This window comes from Bartonella sp. CL63NXGY (assembly GCF_042194905.1).
GTDB lineage: Bacteria > Pseudomonadota > Alphaproteobacteria > Rhizobiales > Rhizobiaceae > Bartonella.
In genome coordinates, this window is record NZ_JBHINK010000002.1 from 266,349 (window position 1) to 279,527 (window position 13,179).

The 13,179-nt window shown below is 37.4% G+C and carries 9 protein-coding genes, 3 tRNA genes and 1 pseudogene; 11 read left to right on the forward strand and 2 right to left on the reverse strand.

Annotation, left to right across the window (positions count from 1 at the left end; translation table 11 throughout):
* The first annotated feature begins 178 nt into the window (after positions 1-178).
* Positions 179-2,605, forward strand: a complete 2,427-nt coding sequence (lon, locus tag ACFIK0_RS02235) for an endopeptidase La (protein WP_375643071.1) — start codon at positions 179-181, stop codon at positions 2,603-2,605.
* Positions 2,606-2,834: 229 nt separating this feature from the next.
* Positions 2,835-3,113: an HU family DNA-binding protein gene (locus ACFIK0_RS02240; protein ID WP_273791158.1), complete on the forward strand. Its 279-nt coding sequence runs from the start codon at positions 2,835-2,837 to the stop codon at positions 3,111-3,113.
* A gap of 1,052 nt (positions 3,114-4,165) precedes the next feature.
* Here ACFIK0_RS02240 and trmFO read toward each other — a convergent pair.
* Positions 4,166-5,578: a methylenetetrahydrofolate--tRNA-(uracil(54)-C(5))-methyltransferase (FADH(2)-oxidizing) TrmFO gene (gene trmFO, locus ACFIK0_RS02245; protein WP_273791159.1), complete on the reverse strand. Its 1,413-nt coding sequence runs from the start codon at positions 5,576-5,578 to the stop codon at positions 4,166-4,168.
* Between the two features lie 134 nt (positions 5,579-5,712).
* Here trmFO and ACFIK0_RS02250 point away from each other — a divergent pair.
* The 6 genes from ACFIK0_RS02250 (at position 5,713) to ACFIK0_RS02275 (ending at position 11,700) form a co-directional block, all read left to right on the forward strand.
* Positions 5,713-5,795, forward strand: a tRNA-Leu gene (locus ACFIK0_RS02250).
* Positions 5,796-5,930: 135 nt separating this feature from the next.
* Positions 5,931-7,358: a trigger factor gene (tig, locus tag ACFIK0_RS02255; RefSeq protein ID WP_273791160.1), complete on the forward strand. Its 1,428-nt coding sequence runs from the start codon at positions 5,931-5,933 to the stop codon at positions 7,356-7,358.
* Positions 7,359-7,487: 129 nt separating this feature from the next.
* Entirely contained in the window at positions 7,488-8,987 is a 1,500-nt protein-coding gene (gene gatB, locus ACFIK0_RS02260; RefSeq protein ID WP_375663407.1) for an Asp-tRNA(Asn)/Glu-tRNA(Gln) amidotransferase subunit GatB, read from the forward strand.
* A gap of 182 nt (positions 8,988-9,169) precedes the next feature.
* Entirely contained in the window at positions 9,170-9,568 is a 399-nt protein-coding gene (locus ACFIK0_RS02265; protein ID WP_375663408.1) for an NADH:ubiquinone oxidoreductase subunit NDUFA12, read from the forward strand.
* 90 nt (positions 9,569-9,658) lie between these two features.
* Entirely contained in the window at positions 9,659-10,084 is a 426-nt protein-coding gene (locus ACFIK0_RS02270) for a DUF2155 domain-containing protein (protein ID WP_273791166.1), read from the forward strand.
* Positions 10,085-10,968: 884 nt separating this feature from the next.
* Positions 10,969-11,700 carry a rhomboid family intramembrane serine protease gene (locus ACFIK0_RS02275; protein ID WP_375660888.1) on the forward strand — a complete coding sequence of 244 codons (732 nt, stop codon included), beginning with the start codon at positions 10,969-10,971 and terminating at the stop codon, positions 11,698-11,700.
* Here ACFIK0_RS02275 and ACFIK0_RS02280 read toward each other — a convergent pair.
* Positions 11,697-12,527 carry a TrmH family RNA methyltransferase gene (locus ACFIK0_RS02280; RefSeq protein WP_375663409.1) on the reverse strand — a complete coding sequence of 277 codons (831 nt, stop codon included), beginning with the start codon at positions 12,525-12,527 and terminating at the stop codon, positions 11,697-11,699. The genes ACFIK0_RS02275 and ACFIK0_RS02280 overlap by 4 nt on opposite strands.
* A gap of 206 nt (positions 12,528-12,733) precedes the next feature.
* Here ACFIK0_RS02280 and ACFIK0_RS02285 point away from each other — a divergent pair.
* The 3 genes and pseudogenes from ACFIK0_RS02285 to ACFIK0_RS02295 form a co-directional block, all read left to right on the forward strand.
* A tRNA-Tyr gene (locus ACFIK0_RS02285) sits at positions 12,734-12,817 on the forward strand.
* A gap of 32 nt (positions 12,818-12,849) precedes the next feature.
* Positions 12,850-12,923, forward strand: a tRNA-Gly gene (locus tag ACFIK0_RS02290).
* Positions 12,924-13,103: 180 nt separating this feature from the next.
* Positions 13,104-13,179, forward strand: a pseudogene (locus ACFIK0_RS02295) (elongation factor Tu); the annotation flags it as partial.

Consider the following 13,179-nt stretch of genomic DNA (forward strand, 5'->3'; position numbering starts at 1 on the left):
TGCGATGCACAATATAAAAGGTGGTAATGAATGGTATTTGATGGGTGTTTCTAATAATATCATTATAATGCTTGATTTATGTATGAGTAATTACCACTTCATGTACAGTGAAGAGCTGAGGTTTTCTAAAGGTGAGCTGGTTGTTGTAGGTAGCTCATAGGCTCCAGAAAGGAGAGTTATGCAATATATTGATGAAAAGACAGATGAAGTAAGAGATGGGGTTTATGCTGTTTTACCTCTTCGTGATATTGTTGTCTTCCCCCATATGATTGTTCCACTTTTTGTGGGCCGCGAAAAATCAATTCGTGCTCTTGAAGAAACGATGGCGGTTGATAAGCAAATACTATTGGTGACACAAAAAAATGCTTCTGATGACGATCCAAAATCAGAGGATATTTATCATATTGGTACATTTGCTAATATTCTTCAACTTTTAAAGCTTCCTGATGGTACTGTAAAGGTTTTGGTTGAAGGAACTGCACGTGCAAAAATTAGTCAATTTGCTTTAAGTGAAGGTTATCATCAGGCTTTTGCAACTGTTACAGAAGAACCTAGAGAGAGTGATGTTGAGATTGAAGCTCTTTCAAGGTCAGTGATTGCTTATTTTGAAAACTATGTAAAGCTTAATAAAAAAATCTCTCCTGAAGTTGTGAATGCGATTGGCCAGCTTGATAATCCTTCTAAGCTTGCCGATACGATTGCTTCTCATTTGATGATTAAACTTGCAGAAAAGCAAGAAATATTAGAGCTCTTACCTGTGCGGGCCCGTCTTGAACGTGTTTTGTCCTTCATGGAAGGAGAAATTTCTGTTTTGCAGGTTGAAAAACGTATTCGTTCGCATGTTAAACGGCAAATGGAAAAAAACCAACGAGAATATTATCTCAATGAGCAGATGAAGGCTATTCAAAAAGAGTTAGGAGCAGGTGATGATAGCCGAGATGAACTCTCTGAATTAGAAGAACGTATCAAGAATACAAAACTATCCAAGGAAGCGCAGGAAAAAGCTGGAGCAGAATTGAGAAAATTACGGAATATGTCTCCTATGTCTGCAGAAGCGACAGTTGTACGTAACTATCTTGATTGGTTATTAGCAATGCCTTGGGGTAAAAAATCTAAGATTAAAAACAATTTAGATTTTGCTGAAAAGGTCATGAATAATGAACATTTTGGTCTTGAAAAAGTTAAGGAGCGAATTATTGAATATTTGGCCGTACAAAGTCGCGCGTCAAAGATAAAAGGCCCCATTATTTGTTTGTTAGGTCCTCCAGGTGTTGGGAAAACATCATTAGCGCGCTCTATTGCAAAGGCAACGGGGCGTGAGTATGTTCGTATCTCATTGGGAGGTGTCCGGGATGAAGCAGAAATTCGTGGACATCGCCGAACATATATTGGCTCGATGCCTGGAAAAATTATCCAGTCTATGAAAAAAGCAAAAAAATCTAATCCGCTTTTCTTGCTTGATGAAATTGATAAAATGGGACAAGATTTTCGTGGCGATCCTTCATCTGCTTTATTAGAAGTTCTTGATCCTGAACAAAATGGTACGTTCATTGATCACTATTTGGAAGTTGAATATGATCTTTCTGATGTCATGTTTATCACAACTGCCAACACGCTTAATATTCCAGGTCCGTTAATGGATCGTATGGAAATTATTCGTATTGCTGGTTATACTGAATGTGAGAAAATGGAAATTGTTAAACAGCATCTTTTTCCAAAGGCATTAAAAGATCACTGTTTGTCTAAAAAAGAACTCAGTATTTCTGATGGAGCACTAAGGTCAATTATTCAGTTTTACACACGTGAGGCAGGCGTTCGTAACCTTGAGCGTGAACTCATGAAAATTTCCCGCAAATCCGTTACAAAAATTCTCAAAACGCATCAAAAATCTGTAAAAGTTACAGAAAGTAATATTCATGATTTCTTGGGTGTTAAACGTTATCATTACAATCAGATTGAAGGCGAAAATCAAATTGGTGTTGTGACAGGCCTTGCGTGGACAGAAGTCGGCGGAGAGTTATTGACCATTGAAGGAGTTATGATGCCCGGCAAAGGTAAGATGACTGTAACTGGAAATTTACGTGATATTATGAAAGAGTCCATTTCAGCGGCCGCATCTTATGTGCGTTCTCGTGCTGTTGATTTTGGTATTGAGCCTCCACTTTTTGAAAAACGCGATATCCATGTTCATGTTCCAGAGGGGGCGACACCAAAAGATGGTCCCTCTGCTGGGATTGCAATGGTGACAGCAATTGTGTCGGTCCTTACAGGAGTAGCTGTGCATAAAGATATTGCAATGACTGGTGAAATTACTTTACGTGGACGCGTTTTACCCATTGGTGGATTAAAAGAAAAACTCTTAGCAGCTCTTCGAGGAGGGATAAAAAAAGTACTTATTCCTGAAGAAAATGCAAAAGATTTGGTTGATATTCCTGATGATGTCAAAAATAATATGGAAATTATTCCGGTAAATCATGTGAGTGAAGTTTTGAAACACGCTTTGGTTCGTTTTCCAGATACTATTGAATGGAAAGAACCCTCTACAGTGGCTGTCCCAATCCGGTCAGAGAGCAGTGATAGTGACGGAATACAGATTGCGCACTGATTCACTTATCTCATTTATAACGGCATTTTTTAGGTGGCAGAAGGCGTTGTTGAGGTTATTATTTTGTTTTTTGTTGGAAAAAGTGAAAAATTCCGTGAATAACTGTGATTATTGCTAAAAAAACAATGTTTTGGATAAAAATAAGACTTCTGTTTGCTGTACTTTTCAATAAACTGACCAATAACATGATTAAGTCATGTTCAGGTAATATAGGGAAAGGAAATATTTTATGAATAAAAGTGAATTGGTTAGCTCCGTTGCTGAAAAGGCAGGTGTTTCGAAAGCGCAAGCTGGTGCTGTTGTTGATGCTTTTATGGCTTCTGTAACAGAAGCTTTAGCTTCAGGGGGAGATGTTCGTCTTCCAGGTTTTGGCACTTTTGAAGTTTCTCATCGTGCTGCAACAAAGGGGCGTAATCCTTCAACTGGTGCTGAAATCGATATTCCAGCACGTTCTGTACCCAAATTTTCTGCAGGAAAAAGCCTTAAAGAAGCAGTTAATAAAAAATAATTTAGAGCTACATTAAAAAAACCCGATTTATTTATAAGCGGGTTTTTTTAACACATGTGTTATGCGCATTTTTCATATAAAACTTTGAGATCTTTGCGATACTTTTTATTTTCATGTATTGCTTAAAATATATTGTTTTTAGTATTTTCAAAAAATATTGCACTGTATTAATTGAGCACGGGTATGGCTTATAAAATGTAATATTAACTTTTATTACGCTGAAGTGTTACGGTATTTATTTCAAAACAAGATCCGTAAATAATATGAGGCGGAAAACTCTGTAAAGTCCATAAAAGTTATTATATATCACCATTTACGCTTAATAAAAGTGCATGTTGGTGCCACCGTGCTATCTATTTTCTCAGTTCCTATAATGTTGCGACTAGCCCCAGATATCTGAGACGAGTGCATAAGGGATAGTTTTATTCTTTTACTCTTATACGCCAACCTTTCTTGTGACACACCAAGAGGATAATTTTATTGATTTATTAGAGAGCCTGAAATGAAAGAATCTTTTGATATTCAGATTTGGTTTTCAATATTGTGATTTTTCTTGGCATTTGAGAGGGGAGAGATAGCTCCAGCTCTATCCTACAAATATTTTTTCCATATCTTTATTTCACTTGTGATATGCAAGCGAGTATTTTTCCTTCATCATACAAGAGTTAAAATGAGAGAACATCACAAATTTTGAGGGAGGAAGTTACAAAACAGAAAAATTACTCTTATAAAATAATATACATTACGTAATATAAAAACTATTAATAAAGATAGTACAGTATTACGTGCGTATTTTTCATCTATTTTTTTGATTATTCATAATATATTTATATGATTATTTTTTTAGTCATTAAATCATATTAAATTGTTGATAGCGGTAAAGGTTTTTTATAGCCAAAAGTTATTTCACAGCACCTACATAATTGAATAAATGATGAAATGTAGGTAGTATTTATTGATTGGAGGAGACAGTCTTTAAAAGGCTTTAGAATGATTTTTTCACGAGAGTCATAAAGATCTATTCAGTAGGTGAGAGGCGAATCGTATGTTTTTTATAAACAGGAGCTCTTTGATTCTTTATCTGCTAACCACTGAGTACAATCATTGAGAGCTCTCGCTGTTATGGCTTGTTTTTTTACTAATTTTTTTTCTTTACTTGGTAAGCGTTTCCCTGAATGTTTAATAGAAGCAATAGGGGGAAAAAGTCCGAAATTGATATTCATTGGCTGAAAAGACTGTGTTTCTGCTTTTTCATCTATGATGTGTCCCCCCGTAATATGATTCAAAAGGGCTCCGAATGCTGTAGTTTGTGGGGGGAGGCAAGGGGAAATATGATGATATTCGGCAGCAGCAAAACGTCCAGCAAGAAGCCCTATTGCCGCTGATTCTACATAACCTTCACATCCGGTAATTTGCCCTGCAAAGCGTAGTTGTCTTTTTTGTTTTAAACGAAGGGTTTGATCAAGAATAATTGGCGAGTTGAGGTAGGTATTGCGGTGAAGACCACCAAGACGCGCAAACTCTGCTTTTTCAAGACCGGGAATCATTCTAAAAATACGAATTTGTTCACCATATTTCAGTTTTGTTTGAAAGCCGACCATATTATAAAGCGTTCCAAGTTTATTATCTTGGCGTAATTGAACGACAGCATAGGGTTTAACTGTAGGGTTATGGGCATTAGTTAAGCCCATAGGTTTCATAGGACCATGTCTTAACGTTTCAAGTCCGCGCTCAGCCATAATTTCAATGGGGAGGCATCCATCAAAATAGGGCGTTTTTTCAAAGTCACGAAACTCTGTTTTTTCAGCATTTTTTAACGCTTCAACGAATGTTTCATATTGTTCTTTGTTGAGAGGACAATTAAGATAATCTTTTCCTGTTCCCTCAGGACCAATTTTATCATAGCGAGATTGATACCAACAAATGTTGATATCAATACTGTCGGTATGGATAATAGGTGCAATCGCATCAAAAAAAGAAAGAGCTTTTATACCGGTTATTGCTTGTAATTTTTGAGCAAGTGCAGGCGATGTAAGGGGGCCCGTTGCAATGACAACATGTTTCCAAGCTTTAGGAATTTCTTGAACTTCTTCACGTTTGATTGTTATAAGGGGGTGGTTTTCGAGTGCTGTCGTAACGGTTTTTGAAAATCCATCACGGTCAACAGCAAGAGCACTCCCTGCGGGAACTTTGTTGGCATCAGCAGCTTTCATAATTAACGATTTTGCTAATCGCATTTCAGCATGTAAAAGCCCTACGGCATTTGTTAATGAATCATCGCAACGAAACGAATTTGAACAAACCAGTTCTGCCAATTTATCTGTTTTATGGGCATCTGATTTTTTTTCAGGCCGCATTTCATGCAAAACAACAGGAATTCCTGATTGAGCGATTTGCCAGCTCGCTTCACACCCCGCAAGACCGCCACCGATGATATGAATTGGGATATCAAATGTCTTTAACATAATTGACTTTTAGCGTAAGCAGTTATGTATGAAAAGCATAGATTTTGTTTTTTTTAATATATTTGTTTGCTTTTTTTCTGTAATTAATGGTATAGAAACGCCGCTTGTATAAGGTTATTAGCTTGTAAGTTTGAGCGGATGTGGCGAAATTGGTAGACGCACCAGATTTAGGTTCTGGCGGGAGACCGTGGGGGTTCGAGTCCCTCCATCCGCACCAAAGCAATCCCTTAGGTGCTACGGATTTCTACGTGTCTGAAATTCCGCTTCATGGTAAATGTAACACTCGAAGTGTTAGAATGTAATGATTATTAGAGTGGGTTGATCCCTCTCCTTAGAAAAATGAAGGTGTTTAATGCAGGTTACCGAGACGCTTAATGAAGGACTGAAGCGCGAAATTAAGATCGTGGTTCCAGCGAAAGATTTAGAAGAAAAGTTGAATGAACGATTGGATGATACCAAGGGAAAAATCAAGCTTAATGGTTTTCGTCCCGGTAAAGTGCCTAGTGGGCATTTGCGAAAAATGTATGGTAAATCCTTTATGGCGGAGATTCTCAATGAGATACTCAGTGATGCACCCCGTTCTATTTTAGCAGACCGCAATGAACGTGCAGCGATGCAGCCAAAAATTGATATAGATGAAGATGAAAAAATTCTAGATGGCAAAGCTGATTTTACTTTTAGTTTAAAGTATGAAGTTTTACCAAAAATTGACATTAAAGATTTTGAACACATTACGGTTATCCGTGAAATTGCAACTGTTCCTGAACAGGATATTGATGATCAAGTCAAACGCGTCCTTTCTTCTACGCGTAATTATTCCCTAAAAGAGGGGAATTCTGAAGAAGGTGATCGTATTACCATAGATTATCAAGGTAAGCTTGAAGGCGTTCCATTTGAAGGTGGGGCAGATAGTGATGCACAACTGATTCTTGGGTCAAAACAATTTATTCCTGGTTTTGAAGAGCAATTGGTTGGTGTGAAAGCTGGGGATGCAAAAACGATTTTTGTTAAATTTCCAGATAATTACAGTGCGGCACATTTGGCGGGACGGGAAGCAGAGTTTGACATTACTATCAAAGCTGTCTTTAAACCAGATGAATTAAAAATTGATGATGAAGCAGCGCAAAAAGTTGGTTTAGAGTCTCTAGATCGCTTACGTGAGGTCGTTCGTGGGCAGATTGAAAGCCAATATGGTTCAGTGACACGTCAAAAAGTTAAGCGTCAAATTCTTGATGCTTTAGATGCTGATTATAATTTTGAGATTCCTGAAGAACTTTTAGAAGTTGAGTTTAACAATATATGGGCTCAGGTTAATGATGATTTGAAAAAGGCTGGGCGCAGTTTTGAAGATGAAGGTATTACAGAAGAAAAGGCACGGGAGGAATATCGTGTCCTTGCGCAGCGTCGTGTTCGTCTTGGTTTGGTGCTTTCTGAAATTGGAATGAAGGTTGGTGTTAAAGTTAGTGAGGATGAGCTAAAAGCAGCCGTTTTTGATCAGGTTCGCCAGTATCCTGGACAAGAGAAAGAGATTATGGATTTTTTCCGTAGGACTCCGGAAGCTGTTGAAAATCTACGTGCTCCGATTTTTGAAGAAAAGGTCATTGATCATTTATTAGCACAGATAAAAGTCACAGATAAAGAAGTGACGGTTGAAGAGTTGATGAAAGAATATGACGAATCAGATGTTCCTGAAGAAAAGCCGGCAAAGAAAAAGTCTGCAGTGAAAGAAACGTCTACAGAGAAAAAACCAGCTAAGAAAAAGGCTCCTAAAAAAGCTTAATATTTATGCAAACAGAACAAGCCCGATAGAAACGGGCTTGTGTTGTAAGATTTATGTTCTGGGGTTACACTGAGAGAATGGTTTTAGATAAGCCATGAGTATATTTTAAATATTGGTAGTGGATTGGCAATGAGCATCATTGATACGCGTACTCCTGATTCTAAGCGTTTTATTTCTGGAGTTACAGGTGATTGGGAAGTCATCATTGGCATGGAAGTTCATGCGCAAATCATATCAAATTCAAAACTTTTTTCAGGAGCATCAACAAAATTTGGTGCAGAGCCGAACAATCATGTATCACTTATTGATGCAGCCATGCCAGGTATGTTGCCTGTTCTTAATCAAGAATGTGTTCGTCAAGCGGTTCGAACGGGGTTAGGATTAAAGGCGCATATTAATTTAAAGTCTGTTTTTGATCGCAAAAATTATTTTTATCCAGATTTACCGCAGGGGTATCAGATTTCTCAATTTCGCTATCCCATTGTGGGAGAGGGAAAGATTATCATATCTGTTGGTCCAGATTCGAATGGCCAATTTGAGGATATTGAAGTGGGAATTGAGAGGTTGCATCTTGAACAGGATGCTGGAAAATCGATGCACGATCAACATCCAACGATGTCTTTTGTAGATCTTAATCGTTCTGGTGTTGCTCTTATGGAAATTGTTTCCAAACCTGATATGCGCTCATCAGATGAAGCCAAAGCCTATATGACAAAATTGCGTACGATTGTTCGTTATTTGGGCACTTGCGATGGCAATATGGATGAAGGTTCTATGCGTGCAGATGTCAATGTATCTGTTCGTCGTCCTGGTGAAGATTTTGGAACGCGCTGTGAAATTAAAAATGTTAATTCTATTCGCTTTATTGGTCAAGCAATTGAGTATGAAGCGCGTCGTCAGATCGCAATTTTAGAAGATGGAGGCGTCATAGATCAAGAGACTCGGCTTTTTGATGCCGCTAAAGGTGAAACGCGTTCTATGCGCTCAAAGGAAGAAGCGCATGACTATCGTTATTTTCCTGACCCTGATCTTTTACCATTAGAATTTGATCAAGCATTTGTGGATGCTTTGGCAGCAGACTTACCAGAATTGCCTGACGCTATAAAAGCACGTTTTATTAAGGAAATGGGATTGACAGTGTATGATGCTTCCATTCTTGTGACAGAAAAGGCTATTGCTGATTATTTTGAAGAGGTAGCGCGTGGGCGTGATGGAAAAATAGTTGCCAATTGGGTGATTAACGACCTTTTAGGGGCTTTAAATAAAGATAATCGTGAGATTGAAGAGTCCCCAGTATCGCCAAATCAATTGGGAAGTATTATTGATCTCATAAAAGAAGGAGTTATTTCTGGAAAAATTGCCAAAGATCTTTTTGAGATTATTTGGAATGAGGGGGGTGATGCACGCCAAATTGTAGAAGAGCGAAATATGAAGCAGGTAACGGATACAAAGGCTATTGAAAGAGCTGTTGATGAGATCGTTGCTAATAATTCTGATAAAGTTGTGCAAGCAAAGCACAAACCTGCTTTAGCTGGTTGGTTTGTTGGACAGGTAATGAAAGCAACAGGTGGTAAGGCAAATCCCCAAGCTGTTAATGAATTGGTTAAGATGAAACTTGGCATAGATTAAATTTTTATGGGGTGGAGAAGAAGCCATACATATGATATCTTCTTGAAATTAAAGGATAGCACGTTAACCTATCAATTGGAATTGTAGTTGAATTTACGAGTAACTTTTTCGATAATTTCAATCGTTAATAATTTTATTCCAACGATTAATTTCATGAGCGCACTAAATGAATGGAATAGCAGATGGCTCGTTTTTTTAAGCAAATCTTCACATGGTGGAATGGCAATACCATTGGTACGCGTTTTTTCACATGGCGCAAAGGTAAGCGGATAGGGGAAGATCAATTTGGAAATATATATTATGAAGGAGGACTTCATAAGGATGGTTATCCGCACCGTTGGGTTATCTATAAAGACTATTCTGAGGCCTCTACTATTCCACCAGGTTGGCACGGCTGGATTCATCATCGCTGTGAGTATCCACCAACACAGGAGGATTATCATCCTTATGAATGGGAAAAGCCTCATGTTGCAAATATGACAGGAACAAGTGAGGACTATCGACCAAAGGGGGCTATCACCTCCAATGGAGAGCGTTCTTGTGTGCATGAAGATTATGATGCGTGGTCACCTAAAAAATAACATGTTTTAATGTGCGTGTGTATTTTTGTCTTATTTGACTCTATGTTATGAAAAGAATTATTTTTTTAAGGTGCGATTGATTTTGATATGATGAGATTTTTTTTATTGTTAGGGGTGAGGCATTTTTTTTATATTTTTTTAATGGGAATTTTAGTGTTTTTATCCTTAAATAGTGGAGTGCGGGCTGAACGTATTAGCAATGGAATTGCTGTTTTTGCGGGTCTTGACAAAATCACGGGGCGGACTACACGTTTTGAAGTTACTCTTGGTAAAATTTATCAGTACGGTGCATTACAGGTAACTCCACGTGCGTGTTATACGAGCTCTAAAGATGAACCCACGCGTACAACAGGTTTTGTTGAAGTCAATGAAGTGACATTAGATAAAAAAATACGGCGTATTTTTACAGGATGGATGTTTGCGGATAGTCCTGGTTTGAACGCTGTTGAGCATCCTATTTATGATGTATGGTTAAAGGATTGCAAGCAGAATTCTCAAGATCTTCCTCTTCAATGATTAGTGTATTATCTATTTATAATACATTGATTTATAATGGTTATTTATCATTTTACAACTTAATAGGAGGTTCAAATTCCTATGATTACCTCATTTAAAATTTTTTATATTGAATTGATCCAAACTATTCTCTTGCGCGTTAAAAGTAACGGATGTGTAAATAAGACTGTCTAAGAAAGGAATAAAAAACTCCGTCATGAACTGTTTAAATTCAAAGATGCATCATTAGAATAAACATATTTTTTCAGTGTTTCATAAGAGACAGTTCTTGAATTATATCTGTAAAAGGTTGAAATGAAAGGCTTGTTTATATTTGTTAAAGAGATGAACTGACGCTTTTGCATTTATGAGGGAAACAGACTATCAAGTAAGTAATTCATCATGAAACACTAATTATTATATCTAGAGAACGCTGTATTGGTATTTTTTCTCATAGAGATGTCGCTTTTCGTTCAAAGCGTAGAAGCAATGCAGGCTATATTAATGGAAAAATTGAGATTTAAGATTCTTTAAAGTTTATCAATCGAAGTATAGCTTGGTTAAAAAATGCAATAATCAATATATTTCTAGTAAGAAAATAATGTTTATATATTTTTATTATATACCACACTCATAAGTGAGTTTGTCTATTTGTAAGTTCTTGTATATTGCATGATAACTTCACATTTAAGTAAGCAGAATACCATTAAGTTTGTAAATCATATTCTTGGTATCCGTGCTTTTTAAAATCTTTTGTATAAAATACACGTGTTTTCATGTAGAGCTATTGAAAATTTTAAAAGGGGCCTCGAAGAGGCGTTAAAAAGATTTTGTATCACTGGGAGTGGTATATTTATTTTGTATAAAGAATAACCCATTTTCTGAAAAGTACGAGATTTTATACAATGAAAGTTTCTAGTCACCACCATAATGATGTTTCCCGATTGCCGAAACAACCTAAAGAACCCTTATTGAATGTTCCATTTATTATAGTTGTTTTGATAGCATTTTGTTTTTGTCTTTATTGCATTTCTCAGTATTTTTTTTCTCATCAGTTTTATGTTGAAAGCCTTGAGTTTTTTTCATTTATACCAGCATTGTTTAAGGGGGATCCTGTAGCATTTTGTTATACCATGGTGAGTTATTCATTTATGCATAGTAGTTTTAAACATGTTGCTCTTAATATGGTTTGGCTTTTGGTTTTTGGCTCTCCTTTAGCAAGGCATTTTGGTGTTTTACGTTTTTTAATTTTTTGGGTGTTAACGGCAGTTATTTCTGTTTTGACTTATTTTACATTTCATCAAGAAAGTACCATATCACTTATTGGGGCGTCAGGTGCCGTATCTGGAATGATGGGTGCTATTGCACGTTACGGTTTTCCTAGTGGGAATCTAGCTGTCAATGCGCAGAACGAAAAACTTTTGGGACCTTTATTGTCTGTCAAAAAAGCTCTGTGTTCTAAGGGGGTGCTTGTTTATATGAGTGTATGGCTAGCGACTGATTTTATCATAGGTATTTCTTCTATTTTGTTTGAAGAAAATGGCATCTCAATAGCATGGGAAGCTCATATTGGCGGTTTTTTTGCGGGTTTTTTGTTGGTTGGTTTTTTTGATGTTTCACAAAAAATTAAAAACTAGGATCTAAGATATTGATGTGCCACATAAAGTGCTATTGTTGCTGCATTTGAAACATTTAATGACTTAATATTTCCAGGCATATCAAGGCGTGTTAAAGCGCAAACGGTTTCGCGTGTTTTTTTACGTAAACCTTTACCTTCTGCTCCTAAAACAAGAGCAATTTTATTCCCTGTTAATGCTGTTTCTAGAGGTTGGTCACCTTCTGAATCGAGACCAAAGCTTGTAAAACCTGTTTGATGAAGTTCTTGAAGAGCTTCAGCGAGGTTTCGTACGGTAATATAATGAATCATTTCCAGAGCTCCAGATGCCGCTTTCGCAAGAACACCGCTTTCGTGGGGAGAGTGACGGCAAGTTGTAATAAGTGCTTTAGCTTTCAATGCAACTGCAGAGCGCATAATAGCGCCAACATTATGTGGATCGGTAATTTGATCCATGACAATGACCAGATCAGTATTGGTTAGTTCCGACAGTTTACATGGTTTGAGGGGGAGAGTTTCCAGAACAACACCTTGATGAACAGCCTCACTTCCAACAAGCGAATCAAGATATTTGGGGGTGCATAATGTAACAGAGCAAGGATAATCTGATTCGGATATATTTAATCGTTTTAAGGCATTTTGTGTAACGTAAAGACATTTTAAAATTCTTTTTGGGTTTTCTAAAGCAGCCTGAACAGAATGAATACCATAAAGATAGATGATCCCTTGCTGTAAAGAAGCAGCTTTCTTCTTTGGGTGTGTAAAAGATCGAGAAGGAGAGCCTTTTGTATCGCGATATCGGCGACGCAAACGAGCATAATGAGAATTTTGTGATGTTTTTTCTTTCATAGCTTCTTTATAGCGTGTTAATAAGAAAAATAGAGAGAAAAAAATCTATGATTTAAAATTATGAGCAGGAAATTTGTACAGAACTGTATTTATTCTGTTGACAGATACAATAGTAATCGTCATAACCACTTCGCAATCAGATTGAATTGAATGGGTATTCAAGATGGTTGTCGTGATGTCTCATTGCGTGACTTTATCGGTGTAATGGAGGGGTGCCCGAGTGGTTAAAGGGGGCGGACTGTAAATCCGTTGCGTATGCTACGTTGGTTCGAATCCAACCCCCTCCACCATTCATCGAAGGAGAGTTAGTAAGTGGGTTCATGCGGGTATAGCTCAATGGTAGAGCAGCAGCCTTCCAAGCTGAATATGCGGGTTCGATTCCCGCTACCCGCTCCAAATGGTTGTTGATGATTGGGCAAATAGGTATGATGGAGGATATTCCATTTATAGATAGGGTGGGGTTTTGCCTCTAAGAGTTGTGGTTATTGGGCTGTTTACAGTCTGGTCAGACTCATTTTTGCAGGACTGACCCTAGGTGCTAACAAAAATAGGGAATAAAACAAGAGATTAATAACAATGGCGAAGAGCAAGTTTGAACGAACAAAACCGCATGTTAATATTGGTACGATTGGTCACGTTGATCATGGGAAGA

Bases quoted from the DNA above. Each gene is read 5' to 3' on its own strand.
- gatB (WP_375663407.1), top strand. From the start codon at position 7,488: ATGAGCATCATTGATACGCGTACTCCTGATTCTAAGCGTTTTATTTCT.
- tig (WP_273791160.1), top strand. From the start codon at position 5,931: ATGCAGGTTACCGAGACGCTTAATGAAGGACTGAAGCGCGAAATTAAG.
- ACFIK0_RS02275 (WP_375660888.1), top strand. From the start codon at position 10,969: ATGAAAGTTTCTAGTCACCACCATAATGATGTTTCCCGATTGCCGAAA.
- trmFO (WP_273791159.1), bottom strand. From the start codon at position 5,578: ATGTTAAAGACATTTGATATCCCAATTCATATCATCGGTGGCGGTCTT.
- lon (WP_375643071.1), top strand. From the start codon at position 179: ATGCAATATATTGATGAAAAGACAGATGAAGTAAGAGATGGGGTTTAT.
- ACFIK0_RS02240 (WP_273791158.1), top strand. From the start codon at position 2,835: ATGAATAAAAGTGAATTGGTTAGCTCCGTTGCTGAAAAGGCAGGTGTT.
- ACFIK0_RS02265 (WP_375663408.1), top strand. From the start codon at position 9,170: ATGGCTCGTTTTTTTAAGCAAATCTTCACATGGTGGAATGGCAATACC.
- ACFIK0_RS02280 (WP_375663409.1), bottom strand. From the start codon at position 12,527: ATGAAAGAAAAAACATCACAAAATTCTCATTATGCTCGTTTGCGTCGC.
- ACFIK0_RS02270 (WP_273791166.1), top strand. From the start codon at position 9,659: ATGAGATTTTTTTTATTGTTAGGGGTGAGGCATTTTTTTTATATTTTT.